This window comes from Aeromonas sp. S12(2024) (assembly GCF_041402305.1).
Classification (GTDB): Bacteria; Pseudomonadota; Gammaproteobacteria; order Enterobacterales; family Aeromonadaceae; genus Aeromonas; species Aeromonas veronii.
The window spans coordinates 94548-113038 of sequence record NZ_JBGLRB010000009.1 but is presented as its reverse complement, the minus strand read 5'-3'; the positions used below and the strand labels follow the sequence as shown (position 1 = coordinate 113038).

At 60.0% G+C, this 18491-nt stretch carries 22 protein-coding genes and 2 tRNA genes; 13 read left to right on the top strand and 11 right to left on the bottom strand.

The window, feature by feature from the left end:
* Nucleotide 1 precedes the first annotated feature (1 nt).
* Together ACB035_RS10810 and ACB035_RS10805 are read right to left on the bottom strand one after the other, a co-directional pair.
* Nucleotides 2-370: a helix-turn-helix transcriptional regulator gene (locus ACB035_RS10810; protein ID WP_005338181.1), complete on the bottom strand. Its 369-nt coding sequence runs from the start codon at nt 368-370 to the stop codon at nt 2-4.
* 258 nt (nt 371-628) lie between these two features.
* Complete coding sequence (locus ACB035_RS10805; RefSeq protein ID WP_371167264.1) at nt 629-1027, bottom strand: META domain-containing protein; 399 nt, start codon at nt 1025-1027, stop codon at nt 629-631.
* A 157-nt stretch (nt 1028-1184) separates the two neighbouring features.
* Here ACB035_RS10805 and ACB035_RS10800 point away from each other — a divergent pair, with 157 nt between their 5' ends.
* Nucleotides 1185-1664 carry a hypothetical protein gene (locus tag ACB035_RS10800; protein WP_371167263.1) on the top strand — a complete coding sequence of 160 codons (480 nt, stop codon included), beginning with the start codon at nt 1185-1187 and terminating at the stop codon, nt 1662-1664.
* Nucleotide 1665: 1 nt separating this feature from the next.
* Here the strand turns inward: ACB035_RS10800 and ACB035_RS10795 are convergent, their stop codons facing one another.
* Complete coding sequence (locus ACB035_RS10795; protein WP_371167262.1) at nt 1666-2145, bottom strand: putative 4-hydroxy-4-methyl-2-oxoglutarate aldolase; 480 nt, start codon at nt 2143-2145, stop codon at nt 1666-1668.
* 42 nt (nt 2146-2187) lie between these two features.
* The gene (locus ACB035_RS10790) at nt 2188-2595 is read right to left on the bottom strand and encodes a DUF3293 domain-containing protein (RefSeq protein WP_100654214.1); all 408 of its coding nucleotides are present in this window, start codon (nt 2593-2595) and stop codon (nt 2188-2190) included.
* A 396-nt stretch (nt 2596-2991) separates the two neighbouring features.
* Here ACB035_RS10790 and arcA point away from each other — a divergent pair, with 396 nt between their 5' ends.
* Nucleotides 2992-3711: a two-component system response regulator ArcA gene (arcA, locus tag ACB035_RS10785; RefSeq protein WP_005338193.1), complete on the top strand. Its 720-nt coding sequence runs from the start codon at nt 2992-2994 to the stop codon at nt 3709-3711.
* Nucleotides 3712-3872: 161 nt separating this feature from the next.
* Here arcA and ACB035_RS10780 read toward each other — a convergent pair.
* Nucleotides 3873-3947 (bottom strand) — tRNA-Gly (locus ACB035_RS10780).
* A 15-nt stretch (nt 3948-3962) separates the two neighbouring features.
* A tRNA-Gly gene (locus tag ACB035_RS10775) sits at nt 3963-4036 on the bottom strand.
* Nucleotides 4037-4237: 201 nt separating this feature from the next.
* Here ACB035_RS10775 and cydD point away from each other — a divergent pair.
* From cydD to ACB035_RS10755, 4 genes are all read left to right on the top strand, one after another.
* Entirely contained in the window at nt 4238-6007 is a 1770-nt protein-coding gene (cydD, locus tag ACB035_RS10770; protein WP_371167261.1) for a cysteine/glutathione ABC transporter permease/ATP-binding protein CydD, read from the top strand.
* Nucleotides 6000-7730, top strand: coding sequence for a cysteine/glutathione ABC transporter ATP-binding protein/permease CydC (cydC, locus tag ACB035_RS10765; protein ID WP_371167260.1), 1731 nt, complete (start codon nt 6000-6002; stop codon nt 7728-7730). The genes cydD and cydC overlap by 8 nt, the downstream gene beginning before the upstream one ends.
* A gap of 174 nt (nt 7731-7904) precedes the next feature.
* The gene (gene rcsF / locus ACB035_RS10760) at nt 7905-8276 is read left to right on the top strand and encodes an Rcs stress response system protein RcsF (protein WP_013723982.1); all 372 of its coding nucleotides are present in this window, start codon (nt 7905-7907) and stop codon (nt 8274-8276) included.
* A gap of 9 nt (nt 8277-8285) precedes the next feature.
* Nucleotides 8286-8672 (top strand): DUF488 domain-containing protein, encoded by a 387-nt coding sequence (locus ACB035_RS10755; protein ID WP_058057756.1) that lies wholly within the window; start codon nt 8286-8288, stop codon nt 8670-8672.
* A gap of 163 nt (nt 8673-8835) precedes the next feature.
* Here the strand turns inward: ACB035_RS10755 and ACB035_RS10750 are convergent, their stop codons facing one another.
* Nucleotides 8836-9831: an NAD-dependent epimerase/dehydratase family protein gene (locus ACB035_RS10750; RefSeq protein ID WP_371167259.1), complete on the bottom strand. Its 996-nt coding sequence runs from the start codon at nt 9829-9831 to the stop codon at nt 8836-8838.
* Between the two features lie 213 nt (nt 9832-10044).
* On the opposite strand from ACB035_RS10750, the gene tsaA reads away from it, so the two are divergent.
* Nucleotides 10045-10749: a tRNA (N6-threonylcarbamoyladenosine(37)-N6)-methyltransferase TrmO gene (gene tsaA, locus ACB035_RS10745; RefSeq protein ID WP_019445624.1), complete on the top strand. Its 705-nt coding sequence runs from the start codon at nt 10045-10047 to the stop codon at nt 10747-10749.
* 288 nt (nt 10750-11037) lie between these two features.
* On the top strand, nt 11038-11586 hold the full coding sequence (locus ACB035_RS10740) for a cytochrome b (RefSeq protein WP_371167258.1): 549 nt from the start codon (nt 11038-11040) through the stop codon (nt 11584-11586).
* An 87-nt stretch (nt 11587-11673) separates the two neighbouring features.
* Here ACB035_RS10740 and ACB035_RS10735 read toward each other — a convergent pair whose 3' ends face one another.
* Together ACB035_RS10735 and ACB035_RS10730 are read right to left on the bottom strand one after the other, a co-directional pair.
* The gene (locus tag ACB035_RS10735; protein WP_371167257.1) at nt 11674-12117 is read right to left on the bottom strand and encodes a polymer-forming cytoskeletal protein; all 444 of its coding nucleotides are present in this window, start codon (nt 12115-12117) and stop codon (nt 11674-11676) included.
* On the bottom strand, nt 12114-12347 hold the full coding sequence (locus ACB035_RS10730; protein WP_371167256.1) for a hypothetical protein: 234 nt from the start codon (nt 12345-12347) through the stop codon (nt 12114-12116). The genes ACB035_RS10735 and ACB035_RS10730 overlap by 4 nt, the downstream gene beginning before the upstream one ends.
* Nucleotides 12348-12546: 199 nt before the next feature.
* On the opposite strand from ACB035_RS10730, the gene ACB035_RS10725 reads away from it, so the two are divergent.
* The 5 genes from ACB035_RS10725 to ACB035_RS10705 all read left to right on the top strand — a co-directional run bounded on the left by ACB035_RS10725 (nt 12547) and on the right by ACB035_RS10705 (nt 16153).
* Nucleotides 12547-13221, top strand: a complete 675-nt coding sequence (locus ACB035_RS10725) for a response regulator transcription factor (RefSeq protein ID WP_041201856.1) — start codon at nt 12547-12549, stop codon at nt 13219-13221.
* Nucleotides 13221-14606, top strand: a complete 1386-nt coding sequence (locus ACB035_RS10720; protein WP_371167255.1) for an ATP-binding protein — start codon at nt 13221-13223, stop codon at nt 14604-14606. Before ACB035_RS10725 ends, ACB035_RS10720 begins: the two co-directional genes overlap by 1 nt.
* A gap of 183 nt (nt 14607-14789) precedes the next feature.
* On the top strand, nt 14790-15278 hold the full coding sequence (locus ACB035_RS10715; RefSeq protein WP_042009950.1) for a TIGR00645 family protein: 489 nt from the start codon (nt 14790-14792) through the stop codon (nt 15276-15278).
* A gap of 85 nt (nt 15279-15363) precedes the next feature.
* Nucleotides 15364-15792: an N-acetyltransferase gene (locus ACB035_RS10710; RefSeq protein ID WP_371167254.1), complete on the top strand. Its 429-nt coding sequence runs from the start codon at nt 15364-15366 to the stop codon at nt 15790-15792.
* A gap of 112 nt (nt 15793-15904) precedes the next feature.
* A complete protein-coding gene (locus ACB035_RS10705; protein WP_005338226.1) occupies nt 15905-16153 on the top strand; it encodes a DUF3297 family protein in 249 nt (82 codons plus the stop codon).
* A 127-nt stretch (nt 16154-16280) separates the two neighbouring features.
* On the opposite strand, the gene ACB035_RS10700 is transcribed toward ACB035_RS10705, so the two are convergent.
* Nucleotides 16281-17558, bottom strand: coding sequence for an NAD(P)/FAD-dependent oxidoreductase (locus ACB035_RS10700; protein WP_371167253.1), 1278 nt, complete (start codon nt 17556-17558; stop codon nt 16281-16283).
* Nucleotides 17559-17603: 45 nt separating this feature from the next.
* Complete coding sequence (gene puuR / locus ACB035_RS10695; RefSeq protein WP_158112887.1) at nt 17604-18206, bottom strand: HTH-type transcriptional regulator PuuR; 603 nt, start codon at nt 18204-18206, stop codon at nt 17604-17606.
* Nucleotides 18207-18491: the final 285 nt, after the last annotated feature.

Sequence of the window (18491 nt, the reverse complement as noted above, 5' to 3'; positions counted from 1 at the left end):
ATTACTCCTTGTTGCAGCAGGGCTGCGCAGGCAGAACATGGGGGGAGCAGGCTGACTCGGCACGCATCACGCCGCACGCCTCGGGATGACCGGCGCAACACTCCTCGGTGAGGTAGGCGATCACATCCAGCATCAGGGGAATATTGGCGCGGTAGCGCAGAAAGCGCCCCTCCTGCTCCACCGACAGCAGACCGGTGTTGAGCATCGCCTTGAGGTGAAACGAGAGGGTATTGGGGGCAATATCGAGCTCGCTGGCCAGTTCACCGGCGACCCGCCCCTCCAGCCCGGCCTTCACCAGCAGCCGCCATACATCGAGCCGGATGCCGGATGCCAGCGATTCAAAGACCTTGGTGGCCATCTCTTTGTTCATCTTCACTCCCCTTGGTGCGACCTTTTCATTTCAACTATACAAGAATTATTGAAATGATCAAGGTACGTACCGAAGCGAAGATACGAGGTACTGGTATCAAAGCGGGCTGACTGGAGAATCGACGAGTGAACAACCGTTGCGGACAACCACACAGGGTTCATTGCAGATAAACAGACGCCCTCCAGAGGGAGGGCGTATCAGAGCGTTTGACCCGCCAGCACAGTCAGCGCTGTCGGGGCAATCAGACAAACGCGTGCCTTATTTGGCAGCAGGCACCGCGTTAAAGGTGAGCAGGGCCGCCTTGTTGGCATCGCTCAGAGTCAGCTGGTTGCCGTTGATGGAGTAGATTGCCACCTTCTCCAGCTTTTGCAGGAACTCGGTCTCTTTGTTCATGGCGTCGCCGATGCACATCATGCGAGTGGAGCCCATGGCGCCCAGCGTCAAGACACCGTCACCCTGCTTGGTGATACCGCCAAAATAGCGGTTGCAGCCGCCCTTGCCCGCCACCTTACCGTCGACCACTTGCAGGGTGAAGGTATCGCCGGTGGCGCCTTGCAGCTGCCAGCTGGATGCTTGCAGTTGAGCCATGCTGGAACCTGTTGCCATTGCGCAGCCCCCCAGTGCCAGCGCGGCCAACAGAGTCAGTTTCTTGTTCATGGATTCACCTCTTAATGATTAGAGCCATCAATACGGCAGCCTGTTTATCATGGCTGGCGCCCATGCCAAAGGATTTTATTGTGATCTCCCTTCACTTTACTACCAGCTGGCATGTGCCATGCTTAGGCTCAGTTCCGGACCCAGGGAGGGGAAACGAATGGTCAAATCACTCATCATCACACTGCTTGCAACCTGCGCCAGCATGGCTGTTCAGGCCGCCGACTGGGCAGTGGTTCAGCCGCAATCCAACCCGTCTCTCTATGTCAAAAGTTACTCGGGTGTACTGCTCAATGGCCATAGCCATCACAGCGACAGTTTTGATCTCTGGCTGGTCAATAGCGGCTATCAGTATCCGGTGGTGGATGATGTGACCCTCTTTATGGAAGCGGGCCCGGCGGTAGCGGATCAGAATCGCACATCCGGTTTCAATATGAGTTCGGGGGTACGCTACCAGCTCTCTCCGGTATTCAATATCGGCAGCCAGATCAAGCATCTTGATCTTAACAAGGCCAGCACCCTGCTGGAGCTCAACTCCAGCCTGCTGCTGACCCCCAGACTCTCCCTCACCGCCAACTACGGCGTCAGCGCCATCACTGCCGATCAGGCGCTGAGCCTGGGAGTCGGCTTCAACTTCTGAATCAGATCAGCGGCGTGGCGCTCACCACCACGCCGTTGCGATCCGCATAGATGTAATCCCCTTCGTGGATGGTCACACCGGCAAAGCTGACCACGGCCCCCAGCTCTCCCAATCCCCGCTTCTCGGTCTTGACCGGACAGGCCGCCAGCGCCTTGACCCCGAGCGCCAGTGTCGCCAGAGTGCCCACATCCCGCGCCGCGCCGTGGATCAGGATTCCCTCCCACCCCTGCTCCACCGCCTTGACCGCCAGTTGATCGCCAAGCAGCGCACGGCGCAGCGAGCCGCCACCGTCAATCACCAGCACCTTGCCGTGACCGGGGCGGGTCACCAGATCCCGCACCAGACTGTTGTCTTCATAACAGGAGAGCGTTACGGCGCGACCATAAAAGAGGGCCTTGCCGCCAAAATCCTGAAACACCGGGTCGGCCACTTGCAGCAAGTCGCCATGTTGATCGCAGAGGTCGGGCAGGAGATCCAGCATGATTTGATTCCTTTCAGATACATGAAGGTGTTCATTCTTTCATCAGGCAAGGTTTCTGGCAATCCAGAAGGATTCAATATTGCCCAAGCAAACGGCTGATTTATCCGTCAATACTGGTGTCAGCCAGAGCTGGCCATCCTCCACCCAGTAGATGGCGTTCTGGCCAAAACGGGCAGCCAGCTGACGGGCTTGTGGCAGAGATAGCGCCACCGCCAGCGATGACTCCTGCCAGCGTTCGTCCGGGTCAGATCCCCAAAACGGCCCCACCACGGGCACCTGCAAATCCACGGTCAGATGGCGCCACAGCGCCCGTTCCCGCCGCATATTGCGTCGTTCTGTGACCCACTGGCTGGCCGGATTCCAGGCTGTGATGATGGCAAAGGCAGACCAGTCTGGTGGCTCAAATGGCGCGATAAAGCAGATTTTCTTGTAGTTTTCCCACAAATTCATGTCAATCACATGTTACATTCCATTACATTTTGTAGGGGCGAAAACCCGGTTCAGGCCAAGTATGATGCTGCTGTACCAGGGTTTGACCTATATCAAATCAGAGTTAAAAAGTTGCTATCTGACGGCAAAGAGTGTTGTTATGCTCCTGTTAACTGATAAAATGCGGCCACTTTCGTAATGGACGACCTTTCCAGGCTCTGCTCGACCAGACTTGTCGGGAACCTATAAGTGGCACAGGGATACTTGCCGGTACTGATGCCTAATTCGCGATATTCCGACCTGACTCTCATACCCAGGATGACGTAATAAATTTTCAGGATCAGTCAGGAAATCGGTTTGAAACGCCAAAGAGTGTTAAATTTAAGATAATTAACTGATAAGAATCTGGGAATACTCATGCAAACACCACACATTCTGATCGTCGAAGACGAGCTGGTCACACGCAATACCCTGAAAAGCATTTTTGAAGCCGAAGGCTACATCGTGCTCGAAGCCAACAACGGCGACGAAATGCACCAGGCCCTCACTTCCCACACCATCAATCTGGTGATCATGGACATCAACCTGCCGGGCAAGAACGGCCTGCTGCTGGCCCGTGAGCTGCGTGAGAACGACAACATCGCCCTGATGTTCCTGACCGGTCGTGACAACGAAGTGGACAAGATCTTGGGTCTGGAGATCGGCGCCGATGATTACATCACCAAGCCGTTCAACCCGCGCGAGCTGACCATCCGTGCCCGCAACCTGCTGAGCCGCACCATGAACGTGGCTGCCGGTGGCGAAGAGAAGAAGCTGGTTGAGCGCTACCTGTTCAACGGCTGGGCGCTGGATATCAACAGCCGCGCACTGGTCAGCCCGACTGGCGACATGTTCAAGCTGCCGCGCTCCGAGTTCCGCGCCATGCTGCACTTCTGCGAAAACCCGGGCCAGATCCAGACCCGCGCCGAGCTGCTGAAGAAGATGACCGGCCGTGAGCTCAAGCCCCACGACCGTACCGTTGACGTGACCATCCGTCGCATTCGCAAGCACTTCGAAAGCGTCAACGATACTCCGGAAATCATCGCCACCATCCACGGCGAAGGCTACCGTTTCTGTGGTGAGCTGGAGCAGGAATAAGCTCCCTCTACGCTGTTGATCTGAAAAGGCGCCTCGGGCGCCTTTTCTGTCTCTGCGGTTTGCCTTAAAGCTGAGAAACCGTTAGCGTGACGTCGAACGGCGCACAAAATAGATGAAAAACAAAAAGCCCACTCGCAGGAGTGGGCTTTTCGCTTTGAAGCTGGAGCGGGCAGCGGGAATCGAACCCGCATCATCAGCTTGGAAGGCTGAGGTAATAGCCATTATACGATGCCCGCCTGGCATCTGAAATTTGGAGCGGGTGATGGGAATCGAACCCACGTATGCAGCTTGGGAAGCTACCGTTCTACCATTGAACTACACCCGCGTCAGGGCTCCTACTATATGCATTTTGCCGCCGAGCGCAATGGCGCCTTTGCCACTTTTTTCAATAAATCAATCTGTTCGGACAAGGATTGAACAGACGGTTGCTTTTTCAATCAAACATTTTCAACACAGATAATTTACAAGGTTGCCAAGGCCAAACGGCAAGGATAGTCTTGCGCCACTCGACGCGAGGATGGTGGTAATGGATAAAAAAACGCAAAAACGTCTCTATGGCTGGTTGCGCAAGCAATCGAGTCACGGTCGCCGCTGGATCACGATATCCATCGCTTTTGGCCTTGGCCAAGGCATTCTGATGGTGGCGCAAGCCTGGCTGCTGGCGACCCTGTTGCACGGCTTTATCATCGAAGGCTCAACGCCTGAGCAATCCATCACGCTCTTTATTACCCTGCTGCTGGTGACGCTTGGCAAAGCGGCGCTGGCCTATGGCCGGGAAGTGGCCAGCTTCAAGGCGGGCAGCGCGGTGCGCCAGACCATCCGCCAGCTGGTGCTCACGCGCTTGAGTCGTCTCGGCCCTGCCTATATCCAGCGCCGTCCGGCCGGTAGCTGGGCCAGCCTGTTGCTGGAACAGATTGAAAACATGCAGGATTTCTTCTCCCGCTATCTGCCGCAGATGGCCATCGCCGTCTTTATTCCGGTGGTCATTCTGGTGGCTGTATTCCCGGTCAACTGGGCGGCGGGCCTGATCCTGCTGGGCACGGCGCCCCTCATCCCCATCTTTATGATCCTGGTAGGTGTGGGCGCCGCCGATGCCAACCGCCGCAATTTTCAGGCGCTGGCCCGTCTTTCCGGCCACTTCCTCGATCGCCTGAAGGGGCTGCGTACCCTGCAACTCTTTATGCGTACCCAGGCAGAAGGTGACGCCATTCGCGACGCCTCAGAAGATTTTCGCGAGCGCACCATGGAAGTGCTGCGCCTGGCATTTTTGAGCACCGCCGTGCTGGAGTTCTTCGCCGCCATCTCGGTAGCGCTGGTTGCCGTCTACTTCGGCTTCTCTTATATCGACCATCTGAACTTTGGTAGCTATGGGGTCAAGGTCACCCTATTTACCGGCCTGTTCGTGCTGTTTCTCGCCCCCGAGTTCTACGCCCCGCTGCGGGAACTGGGTGCCCACTACCACGCCAAGGCGCAGGCTATCGGCGCTGCCGAGCAGTTGCTTGAATTCCTCGAAGCCGAGGTGAGCGAACCGGCCGCAGGCAATGCACCGTTCCATGCCGACAGCCCGGTCAAGGTAGAAGCCAAAGGACTTGAAGTGCTGAGCGCCGAAGGCAAGGTGCTGGTCGGCCCCATCGACTTCACTTTGGAAGCCGGTACGCGTACCGCCCTCATCGGCGTCAGCGGCGCAGGCAAGAGCTCGCTGGTCAACGCCCTGCTCGGCTTTGCCCCCTATCGTGGTGAACTCAAGGTCAACGGACAGGAGCTTGCCACCCTCGACATGAGCCAGTGGCGCCTGCAACTGGGCTGGCTCTCGCAAAACCCGCAGCTGTTCCACGCCTCCTTGCGTGACAACCTGCTGCTGGCCAAACCAACGGCCAGCGATGCCGAGCTGGAAGATGCCCTGAAACGGGCACAGGCGTGGGAATTTGCCATGGAAAAGGGGCTCGACTATCCGGTCGGCGATCAGGCCGGCGGCCTCTCGGTCGGTCAGGCCCAGCGCCTCGCCCTGGCGCGAACCCTGCTCAAATCAACCCAGCTGATGGTGCTCGATGAACCGACCGCCAGTCTGGACCGCCACTCCGAGCGCGCCATCATGACCACCATTGAGCAGGCGATGGCTGGCCAGACCCTGCTGATGATCACCCACCGCCTCGACCAGCTTACCAAGATGGACAAGATAATGGTGCTGGCCCGCGGCCAGCTGGTGGAGCAAGGCAGCTTCCAGCAACTTAGTTCTGGGCAGGGGCCTTTTGCCCGCCTGCTCTCCCAACGTTCCGGAGGTTCTCTCGATGAGTGATCTGTTGCCATTTCTGCGCCTCTATCGCCAACACTGGCTCAGCCTCACCATTGGTTTGCTGCTGGCGCTGGTGACCCTGGCCGCCGGCATGGGGCTGCTCTCCCTCTCCGGCTGGTTCCTCTCCGCCGCCGCCGTGGCGGGGATGACAGTTGCGACGACCCATGCCTTTAACTACATGACCCCCGCGGGCGGCGTGCGCTTCTTCTCCATCGTCCGTACCGCCGGTCGCTGGGGTGAGCGGGTAGTGAGCCACGACGCCACCTTCAGGGTACTGACCCGACTGCGGGTCTGGTTCTGGCAAAAACTCTCGCCGCTCTCCACCGGTACCCTGGCCGGTTTTCGTCAGGCGGATCTGCTCAACCGGCTGGTGGCCGACATCGATGCGATGGACCACGTCTATCTGCGGCTGATCACCCCCATAGGCGCGGCCCTGCTCAGCACCGCCGGACTGGTCTTCTTCCTGTCGTTTTTCGACAGTCGCCTCGCCCTCACCCTGGGGGCCATTCTGCTGTTTGGCATGATTGCCCTGCCGCTGGTGTTCTACTTCCTCGGCCGTCGCCCCGGTCAGGCGCTGATTGCGGAAAAATCGACCTTGCGCACCCGGATGGTGGACTATCTGGATGGTCAGGCCGAGCTGCAGATGTTTGCCGCCGCCCCCAAGGCGCTGGTTGAGCTGCAACAAGCCGAACAGGCGCTGCTTGCCGCGCAGGCCCGGATGGCCAAGGTGAGCGGGCTGGCCAACTTCTCGGTGCAACTGCTGAGCGGCTGGACCCTGACCCTGATGCTCTGGCTGGCCGGTCATGGGGTTGCGGGTGCGGCGCCCGACCCCATTACCGCATTGATGGTCTTTGCCACCCTGGCAAGCTTCGAGGCACTGATGCCACTGGCGGGTGCTTTCCAGCACCTCTCCACCAGCCTTACCTCGGCACGCCGCCTGAACGAGATCCTGCAAGAGGCAAAAGCCCCCGTGTGGGGCGACGAACAGACCCATGCCACCTCTGGCGTACTGCAGATCAATGACCTCTATTTTGGCTACCCCGGCAACCCCCAGCCGGTGCTGCGTGGCTGCACCCTGCAATTGCACGCCGGTGAGAAGCTGGCGCTGCTGGGTCAGACCGGCTGCGGCAAATCGACCCTGATGGGGCTGCTGACCCGGGAGTGGAGCCCGCAGGCTGGCAAGATCCTGCTCGATGGCAAGCCGCTCACCGACTACAGCGAAGGGGCGCTGCGCGCCTCCATATCGGTGGTGAGCCAGCGGGTGCACCTGTTTGCCGATACCCTGCGGGGCAACCTCAAGCTGGCCGCCCCGACCGCCACTGACGAGCAGCTGATTGCGGTACTGACCCAGGTCGGACTGGCCAATCTGCTGGAAGATGAGGCGGGCCTCGACGCCTGGCTCGGTGACGGCGGCCGCCCCCTCTCCGGTGGTGAGCGTCGCCGTATCGGCATCGCCCGCGCCCTGCTGCACGATGCGCCGCTCTGGCTGCTGGACGAACCAACCGAAGGGCTCGACAGTCAGACCGAGCGGGAGATCATGGATCTGCTGTTCCGGCTCGGGGCAGATCGCACCTTGCTGCTCATCTCCCACCGCTTGCTGGGGATGGAGCAGATGGACCGGATTGCCCTGATGGAAGAGGGACAGATCCGCCTCTGCGCCCCTCACAACGAGCTGCTGGCGGATGATTACTACCGCAGCCTCTATCAGCGGCTGGCTCCTGTTTGATATCAGCCTGATATCAGGCTGATGGGGGTCACACCCTGACAACCGGGCGCAAAACGGGGCTGGTCGCCGCAGGCGGCTGGCCCCTATAATGTTCCCCTCATTATTCAACAAGATGCCGACATGGAGCGCCTGCGCATTTCTACTGTCCTCATCACCGACACAAGATACGAGACGATGAAACGCCTGATCCTGATGATGCCCCTGATTGCCTCCGGCTGTGCCAACTACGCCTTCAACAGCAATCTGGATAAAGAGAACTTCGACGAATACTTCAAACCCGGTAGCGTGCGCATCTATGAACAGGATGAGCTGGCGGACCTCAACTACCTCTACCTCGGCACCATCGAGGGTGAATCCTGCCAGGCCGATGCCAACCAGCCGGTGCCCAACGCCGGTGAAGCGCGCACTCTGGCCCGCCGCCGCGCAGCCGACATGGGCGGCAACGGCGTCACCATCGACAAATGCGCCGAGTTCAGCGACACCCCGGGCTGCCTGAAACAGGTGATCTGCTACGGGCAGGCGCTGAAAGTGGCCGAAGAGAAGTAACCCGCTGTCATGGCCCTCGCTATCGTTCGCCTTGGCAGCCCGCGCCTGCCCGATGAGGGGCTGCGGATCGGCACGGTGCGCCGCCCGCCCCGCGGCGTACCCAAGAGCGAATTTGCCAGCCAGCATTGGTACGATGTCTGGTTTCCCAACCTGGCCCCCAGCAGCGAAACCATGAAGCTGGGGCAGGCAGCCGAAACGCCCGCCCAGTGGGCGGCGTTTGGCAAACAGTACAAGGCCGAGATGGCGCAACCTGCCGCCAGGCACGATCTGGCGCTGCTGGCCGCCCTCTCTCATACCACCAACCTGTCGGTGGGCTGCTACTGCGAGCAGGAGTCCCGCTGCCATCGCGCCATCTTGAAAGAGCTGCTGGTAGCCGCGGGGGCCGCCATCCGCTAACTCGGTGAGCGACAGCGATACGATGGGGAATCGCGTCAGCCTGTATTCGGCAACCATCAGACATTGGATAGACAGAGAGGGCATCCCGCGGGATGCCCTCTCTCGTTGTATTCACACCTGCCGCGCCACGTTCGGCAGCAGCGGCTCGATGCACTCTCTCTTATTACAAACTGGGCTCCAGCAGCTGCTGCCGCAGCAAAGCCTCCTCGGCCTGAGTCATGGCATGTTCCGCTACCCCGGCGGCAGGCTCGATGGCCAGCCAGTGGGCAAGGTCGGCGGCGGTCTCCTCCAGCGGCCGGAAATTCAACCCGTGGACGATGGCCGCCTCGGCGCTTATAGAGCCGTAACCGGCAAACTCCGCCTGCACGCAGGGCAAGAGGGTGGGATAGCTCTGCCAGGGCTCGATTCCGGCAGCCATCAGGGTCGACCAAGGCAACCATTCGGGCTGGATGGGGCGGGCGGGCTGCAACCGGGCGCTCAGCCGCTCCAGCCAGTCGCAGAGGGTAATGCCGGGCTTGAGCAAGTTGAATGTGCCCCCCAACTGCTGCTCGGCGGCCCGCAGCACAAACTCGGCACAGTCGCGCACATCGAGATACTGCAAGCGATCCTCGCCACTGCCCGGCAGCAACCAGGGCCCGCCCTGCTGCACCCGCTTAATCCACCAGGCCATGCGACCTGAGGGATCATGGGGGCCGCACAGCACGCCCGGGCGCAGGATACAGAGCCGATCGCCCCAGCGGGTGCGATACTCCTGCTCGCACAACACCTTGAGCGGGCCATAGTCAGTGGGCATTTCACCTTCGGGGATAGGGTGCAGCGGCGCCGACTCATCCATCCCGGGCATTGAAAAATCGCGATAGACGCTGATGGTGGAGATAAAGATCAGCCGTGCGCAGCACCCTAGCAAGGCCGCCGAGAGGCTCGCCGCCTGCTCGGGGCGATAGCAGCAGGTGTCGATGACGAGATCCCACTGCAACCCGGCCCCTTGCAGGGCGCTCAGGCTCTTGTCCCTGTCGCCGGTGAGCTGCACCAGATCGCGCCAGTCTGGATGCTGGTGCAGGCCACGGTTGAACAGCGTCACTTCATGGCCCCAATCCAGCGCCAGCGCGGTGAGGTGACGCCCCAAAAAGCCGGTGCCACCGATAATCAGCAGTTTCATCCCTCTCCCTCCCCCTTCGGCGCGAGTGCGCACATTTCATCCTGACACGCCAGTTGCCTCCACCCTACGCAACTTGACGGTATGGCACAGCCCCCGACTGGCCGGGATGGGACAGGGATCACGGCAGCGCCGCAAAAAAGGGCGTACTGAGGCCAAGCCTGCGTTTTGGGGCCGCCTGTGCTAAATTGCCGGGGTTTTCAGTCAGGATCCGCCATGAAGTTCGAAATCGACACCCTCGGGATCATCCGCTCTCCCTACAAGGAGAAGTTCGCCATCCCCCGCCAGCCCGGACTGGTCAAATCGGCCCGCGCCCGCCTCGAGCTGCTCCCCCCTTACGATCAGCCGGATGTGCTGCGCGGCATCGAGCAGTTCTCCCATCTGTGGCTAAGCTTCGTCTTTCACCAGACCATGGCGCAGGGCTGGCACCCAACGGTGCGTCCACCCCGCCTTGGCGGCAACGAGCGGGTCGGCGTCTTTGCCACTCGCTCCACCTTCCGCCCCAATCCGCTTGGGCTCTCAGTGGTCGAGCTACACGGGATCGGCCGTGAGCGGGGCAAGCTGTGGCTAGAGCTGGGGGCGGTGGATCTGCTCGATGGCACCCCCATCGTCGATATCAAACCCTATATTCCCTATGCCGACAGCCTGCCGGATGCCCGTGGTGGTTTTGCCCCCGACGCCCCCACCCCGCCGCTGGCGGTGAGCTTCAGTGCCGAGGCAGAGCAGCAGTTGCAACCTTGGCTCAAGGCTCACCCCGAGCTGCGCCAGCTGGTGAGCGAAGTGCTGGCGCAAGATCCGCGCCCCGCCTACAAGAAGGGCAAGCCCGATGAGAAGGAGTACGGGGTGCGGCTGTTTGACTGCAACGTCCGTTTTCGCATCAGCGAGCCGGATTGCGTGGTGCTGGCCATCGAGCCCGCCTGAACCTGGGCGGGCCAACATCACTGATGCTATTTCACGCCTTCTTCACGTCACAAGGGGCTTAATGAGCCTGAAAATTGTGTGGCATTGATCAGACTATCCACCCGGTTGCCAGTGATACCATGCAGACAGTAGAGGGCACCTCCTCTCTGACTGAGGCCAGCCGCAGGCTGCCGGTTGATGGCAAGCATGGCAGCCTGCCTGTTGCCGCCAAAGGATCTGGCTTCGCCCCGACACACTTGAGTGCGGGGATGCCACACGGATGTGACAGCACTTCGAAGGAACAAACCTATGCTGATGAACAGTGAACAACGTTATGGCACCCTGAATATCGGGCTGCACTGGCTGACCCTGTGGGCCATGATCGCCGTCTACGCCCTGATCGAATTTCGCGATATTTTCCCCAAAGGGGACCCTGGCCGGGATCTGATGAAGGAGTGGCACTTTATGCTGGGGCTGCTTATCTTCGCCCTGGTGTTTGTCAGACTGGCGCTGCGCTGGAGGAGCCCGACGCCCCGTATCGTGCCCGAGCTCTCCCCGATCATGCACAAGCTGGCAAAACTGGCCCATCTCGCCCTCTACGGTTTTCTGATTCTCACCCCGCTGTTTGGCTGGCTGCTACTGAGCGCCGCGGGCAAGCCCATCCCCTTCTTCGGGCTTGAGCTGCCATCCCTGCTCTCCCCAAGTCCGGATCTCAAGGGACTGATCAAGGAGGTGCACGAGACGCTGGGTAATATCGGTTACGCCCTGATCGGCCTGCACACGGTGGCGGCCCTCTATCACCACCATATTCTCAAAGACAACACCCTCACCAATATGCTGCCGCCGCGCCGCAGCTAACGGGTGACAGGAAAACAGAGAGGGGGCCATCGTGGCCCCCTCTCTGTTTTCCTGAACAACCGTCATCTGCACCGCTGGCAAACGGCATCACGCCTGCTTGGCCAGCTCCTCGGTCGGCTTGCCTTTCGGCTCGTGCGGCAGCTTTTTCACATTGTTCTTGTTCTCTGGCTGCTTGTTCTCGGGCGATCGGTTTTCAGACAAGGCTTGCAACACGGGATCGGCCTTGCCGGCCACGGTGGGCTGGGACTGACCGACAAAGTTGCCGCCCTTGCAGATGGAGAGACTGCCCCCCTTGAAGATCCCCTGCATCTTGCCGCTCTCCAGGATCTCCACCTCGGCGGAGGTGCACGTCCCCTCCAGCAGACCATTGATGATCACGTGAGGCGCACTCACCTCCCCCTCAACGCTACCGCCCTGCATGATGCGCAGCACACCACCGCTGAGCTGGATGGTGCCATTGACCTGACCGCGCACCTCCAGATCCCCCTCCACCTGCAACTCGCCCTTGAAGCGTGCACCGGCTGCAATCACGGTGGCTGACGCAGTAGCCGCACCACCTTTGTTCTTCCAAACATCCGTACTCTCTCCACCAACCACACAAGCAGAACCAGCGGCATCGGCGCCACTGGCCACAGAAAACAGGGCGACCCCAGCACGTAGAGCAGCAAGGCTGCCCCCCAGCAGAGCCAGACAATATAGAGGAGGTCGCTGCGCTCACGCTGTTGCAGTCGCGCCAGCAGCCTTCCGGCCATCTCTCTCATCACATCAAACCTTTCGCAGCATGGCTGCCGACCAGCATGCCATCGACAACCCGGACCATGGTTAAACGACCAGTTGGCGCGAACTCTGAAGTCCCGCTGATTCAGTCCCGATACAGCCGGGATGCATTAGGATTCGAATTGACTCGAAGCGACATACACTTTCTAATTGACAGCCTGGATCCCTATGACCGCTCACATCATGAAAATTCTGTTGGTCGAAGACGACAAGCTGCTCAATCACCACCTCTCCTCTCTGCTGACCGAAGCCGACAATCAGGTCTACAGCACCGACCAGGCCGGGATTGCACTGCACTACGCCGCCGACTATCCCATTGATGTGGCCATCATTGACCTCGGTCTGCCCGATATGGACGGCCTGCAACTGATCCGGCAACTGCGTGAACGGCAGATCCCCTTCCCCATCATTGTGCTGACCGCCCGTGGCAACTGGCAGGACAAGGTCGAAGGACTGGAAGCAGGTGCTGATGACTATCTGGTCAAACCGTTCCAGAAAGATGAGCTGCTGGCCCGACTCAATGCGCTGGTGCGCCGCAGTGCCGGTTTTATCTCGCCCAGGGTGAAGGCCGGTGATTACGAGCTGGATCTCTCCCGCAAGGAGCTGACCATCGCCGGTGAAGTGGCGGTGCTCACCAGCTTTGAATACCTCATTCTGGAGTACCTGATGCGTAACGCCCGTCAGGTGGTCTCCAAGCAGCAACTGCTCGACCAGCTCTACGGCGACGGCGAAGGGGACCCCAACACCATCGAGGTGATGGTGAGCCGCCTGCGCAAGAAGCTGGATCCGGAAGGGACGATTCAACCCATCTCCACCATCCGGCGTCAGGGTTACATCTTCAACCTCTCCTGTAACTGATGCCGTTTCATCTGCCGCGCCCCATCAAGATGATCCGCAGCTCACTGCACATCAAACTGCTGCTCAGCTCGCTGCTGGTCATCGCGCTTATCATGGGGTTTGCCGTCTACGCCCTCTACCTCGGCCATGTCGAGGAGCAGACCCAGAAGGCCAGCGCCCGGATGCAGGAGAACCTGGCCAAGCTGTTTTCCTCCACCGAGCCGGATGACAAGGGGTCGAGCGTCGAGCTGGGGCGGATATCCCGTGGTGCGGGGGATCGCAACCTCGATACCCTGATCTGCCGCGCCGATGGCGATCTGGTCTGGTCGAGCCTCCATATGCCGGAGGTGATCAAGGCCAAACAGACCATTTGCGGCGATCTGATGAAGTATCTGGGGGGGATGGATCTCGACTACTTCTTCAAGAAGCACACCATCAAGAACGGCGAGAGCTACTTCGTCTACAGCCTGCGGTTTATCCGCAATCCCGGCAGCGGCACCACCGCCTACTACGTGGTGATGATCGACTCGGCCAAACGCTATCACGAAGAGTCCCGCACCTACCTCTACCAGACCGCCAAACAGGCGCTGCTCGCCTATATGCTGCTGGCCGGGCTGCTGCTGCTCACCACCTTCTGGAGCCTCAGCTCACTGCGCACCATCGCCCGTCAGATCGACGATATCCGGGCCGGCAAGCGCGATGACCTCTCGAGCGATTTTGAGCGGGAGCTGGCCCCGTTGACCGACTCCATCAACCAGCTGCTGGAGAACGAACGCCAGCAGACCCAGCGCTACCAGCACGCCCTCAACGATCTCGCCCACAGCCTTAAAACCCGGCTGGCGCTGATCCAGATCACCACCCGCGAAGTGAAGCTGGGGCGGGAGATCCACGACAACATCAATGAGCAGATCCTCACCATGGATCAGATGATCCAGTATCAGCTCAGACGGGCCGTGACCGGCCGCCAGCGCCTTGCCAGCAAGGGCACCGAGCCGGTGCCGCTGATTGAAAAACTGCTGGCCAGCCTGACCAAGGTCTATCGCCACAAGAAGCTGCAAACCCACTTCAAGTTCGATGATGACGCCCTCTTCCACGGCGAACAGGGCGACCTGATGGAGCTGATGGGCAACCTGCTCGACAACGCCTGCAAGTTTGCCATCAGCGAAGTGAAGGTGACGGTGCGCCGCCATCTCGAGCGGCTGCGTATCGAAGTGGAAGATGATGGCCCGGGTATCGAACCGGCCAAATCGGAGCAGATCTTCCAGCGCGGCGTGCGGGCCGACAGCTCGCCGGGTCAGGGCATCGGACTGGCGGTGGTGACCGAAATCGTCCACAGCTATGGCGGCCAGATCCGGGTCGATGAATCCCCCCTCGGCGGCGCCCGCTTTACCCTGGATCTTCCCTGACACCGGATAGGCCCGACCACGGGCCCTCTGCCACCCGCTACACTGCCCTACCCAGGGTTAAAAACTCCTGCCTGACACTACCCAATTCAGCAATATGCTATCGAGATGCTTGAGATGTGAGGCATCTCGGTTAAGCTATGGCCGACTCGTTTGTTAACCATTTGATGGACCTGTAATCGCACTATGGAAAACATGTTTGAAAGATTGATGTACGCATCCCGCTGGATCATGGCCCCCATTTATCTTGGGCTCAGCCTCATACTGCTGGCACTGGGAGTGAAATTCTTTCAGGAGATCCTCCATATCCTGCCCAACATACTGGAGATGAAAGAGGTGGATCTGGTGCTGGTCACACTGTCGCTGATCGATATCACCCTGGTGGGGGGACTTATCGTGATGGTGATGTTTTCCGGCTATGAGAACTTCGTCTCGCGCCTCGATGTCGGGGATGAGGGCGACAAACTGGTGTGGCTCGGCAAGCTCGATGCCGGCTCCCTGAAAAACAAGGTCGCCGCCTCCATTGTCGCCATCTCCTCCATTCACCTGCTCAAGGTGTTTATGAATGCCGAAAATCTCCCTAACGACAAGATCAAGTGGTACCTGCTGATCCACATCACCTTTGTCCTCTCGGCCTTCGCCATGGGCTACCTCGACAAGCTGACCCGCAAATAGTAGCCAGCCTGCGATAGACGATATGCCCGATAACACGACATGGATCGGGCATATCGTGCGACCACTCTTCAAAGTCGAGGCCACTATGATCCGCCCATTATTAACAACCGATCTGGATGCCGCCGTCGAGCTCTGGTATCAGGCATCGGTGCAGGCCCACGACTTTATTCCCGCCGACTTCTGGCATGCGCAGCGTGCAGCGATGCGGGATATCTATCTGCCCGCCAGCGAGAGCTGGGTTTATGAGGAGCAGGGGCAGCTGGCGGGCTTTATCTCTTGGTATCAGGGCTCTGTTGCCGCCCTCTTCATCGCCCCGAGCTTGCAATCACAGGGGCTGGGTCGCCAGCTGCTCGAACACCTCAAAGCCCAATATGGCCAGCTCGAGTTGACGGTCTACGCCGAAAATGAGCAGGCGCGGCGCTTCTATTGCCGCAACGGTTTTAAAGAGGGTGAGCAACAGTTATGCGAGCATAGCGGCCACCCCGAGTTGGTGATGCATTGGCAACGGGGATAAGCGGAGCGCCAACATAGATGGCCGCCCGCCTTGGCCGGTATTGGGGCCGCCTTGAATGCCATGACAGCATTCTCTACAATGACCCACTTTTTATTCATTTCGGGTTATATCGATGAGCGATACCAGCACCAAACCGGCTCTGCCGGATCACCTCTCCTGCAATCCCCGCAGCCCTCACTATGTGGCCGCCTGCTTCGAGCACCCGATCGGTATTCGCCTGAACGGCAAAGAGCGCACCGATGTCGAGGAGTACTGCATCAGCGAAGGTTGGGTGAAGATCCCCTCCCCCAAGGCGCTGGATCGCCGTGGTCAACCCATCCTGATCAAACTCAAAGGCACCGTTGAAGCCTTCTACAGCTAAACAGCGCGCTGCAGTTTGATAAACAACAAGGCCACCCTCGCGGTGGCCTTGTTGTTTCCGGTATTGGTACTGGAGTCAGCGTTATCTAAGCGGCAACCACCAGCCCACATTTCTCGCTGGGCAGCTCTTATACCCCTAAGCGGTCGCGCAGGGTGTACCAGGCGGCGCCCGCGGCGGTGAAGGGGATGCGGAACAACCGACCACCCGGGAAGGGGTAGTGCGGCAGTTTGGCAAAGGCATCGAAGCGCTCCGCCTGACCGCTCAGCACCTCGGAGAGCAGCTTGCCCGCCAGATGGGTGCAGGTAACACCGTGACCGCTGTAACCCTGCATGTAGTAAATGTTGGGGCCGATGCGACCAAACTGCGGCAGCCGTGACAGGGTGAGCAGGAAGTTGCCGGTCCAGGTGTACTCCACCTTGACGTCGGCCAGCTGCGGGAAGGTTTTCAGCATCTTGGGGATGATCAGCCGCTCGATATCCGCCGGATCCCGCGCGCCATAGACCACGCCACCGCCATAGAGCAGCCGGTGATCGCCGGAGGTACGGTAGTAGTCGAGCAAATAGTTGCAATCCTCCAGACAGTAGTTTTGCGGCAGCAGTGAGCGGGCTCGCTCCTCCCCCAGCACCTCGGTGGCGATCACCTGGGTGCCACAGGGCATGCTCTTGCTGGCCAGTTCCGGCACCAGATTGCCGAGGTAGGCATTGCCGGCCACCACGATAAAGCGCGCCTTCACCGCTCCTTTGGCGGTCTTGACCAGCGCCGGCTGACCCGGAGTAATACTGGTGACGGCGGACTGCTCGAAGATCTGCCCCCCCTGGATGCGGATCGCTTCGGCCTCCCCCAACGCCAGATTGAGAGGGTGAATATGGCCGCCGCTCTTGTCGAGCAGGGCGCCGACGTAGCGATCGCTCGCGACCACCTCGCGCACCCCCTTGGCATCAAGCAGCTCCAGCTGGTCGTTGCCCCACTTCTGCCAGCGGGCGTATTGGGATTTGAGCTCGTGGAACTGTTTTTCGGTCTCGGCGGCAAAGACCCCCCCCTCCTGCAGATCGCACTGGATGTTGTAGCGCTTGATCCGCTCGCGGATGATCTGGCCCCCCTCAAACAACATGGAACCGAGCAGCCTGGCCTGATCCGGCGGGCAGTTCGCTTCTATGGTGTCGATGTCGCGGCTGTAGGAGTTGACGATCTGGCCGCCATTGCGGCCGCTGGCGCCAAAGCCGACTCGTGCGGCCTCCAGCACCACCACCTTGTAGCCCTTCTCTACCAGATGCAAGGCGCTGGAGAGGCCGGTATAGCCCGCCCCGATGACGCAGACATCGCACTCCAGCTGCTCGGTCAATGTCGAATAGGGCGCGTGTTTATTGGCGCTGGCTGCGTAGTAACTGTTTACATGTTCGGTCATGATCCCTGTTTCCTTACCGGTTCGGTTGCCAAACTACTGTCAGGATTAAAAGCTCGCCGGGGTGTGGGCGCTGACGATGCGACAGGTCTCCCCCGACGGATTGCTGAAGCTGTGGGGCTCGCCGGTGTCGATCACATAGCTGTCGCCCGCCTCCAGCGGATAACTCTGGCCCGCCACCGTCAGGATCACCGACCCCTCCAGCACGGTGCCGACCTCCTCCCCCTGATGGGTCACCTGACCGCCGGTGTCGGTGCCGGGGGGATAGGTCTCCAGCATAAAGCCGAGCTGGCGGCGGTTGTTGCCGTTGTGCACCAGCTTGAGGGAGACCCCCTGACTGCCCAGCTCGATCAGCTGATCAGCCTTGATCACCACCTCCGGAGTGCGGCTCTCCTCCTCGGCGAAGAAGCGCGACAGCGGCAGGCCGTAGATGGTGAGCAGCTTTTGCAGGGAGGCGACCGAGGGGCTCACCTTGTCCTGCTCGATCATGCAGATGGCGCCATGAGTCAGGCCGCTCAACTCGGCCGCTCGCCGCTGGGAGAGCCCCAGCTGATGGCGCACCGCCGCCAGCCGTTCCCCCATGGTGCGCGCCCCGGCGTCAGCCCCACTCAACGGTCGAGCCACGCCCTCCCGGCTCTGTGGCCCGCTCATGAAAAGCCCCCTGCTGCGCTATCTCTGCATCCTTGCATCATCAGCCTCTCCTGCTTGCGCGTGATCGCATCGGATCAGGCGCTGCCTGTTTACCCTGCTGGTTAAAATAGCCGACCAGCTTTCCCTTGCCGTTCACTATGTTACACAGCACAACCGTTCATTATTTTGCACACCTGATTTACCATCTCCCGGTCGTCTGCCCACTTGCAGCCTGCAAGCGAGCCGGATAAAGCGCGCTACACAGCCCATTTTCTAGCATGGCGCCCCCCGGCAATTCAAATATAT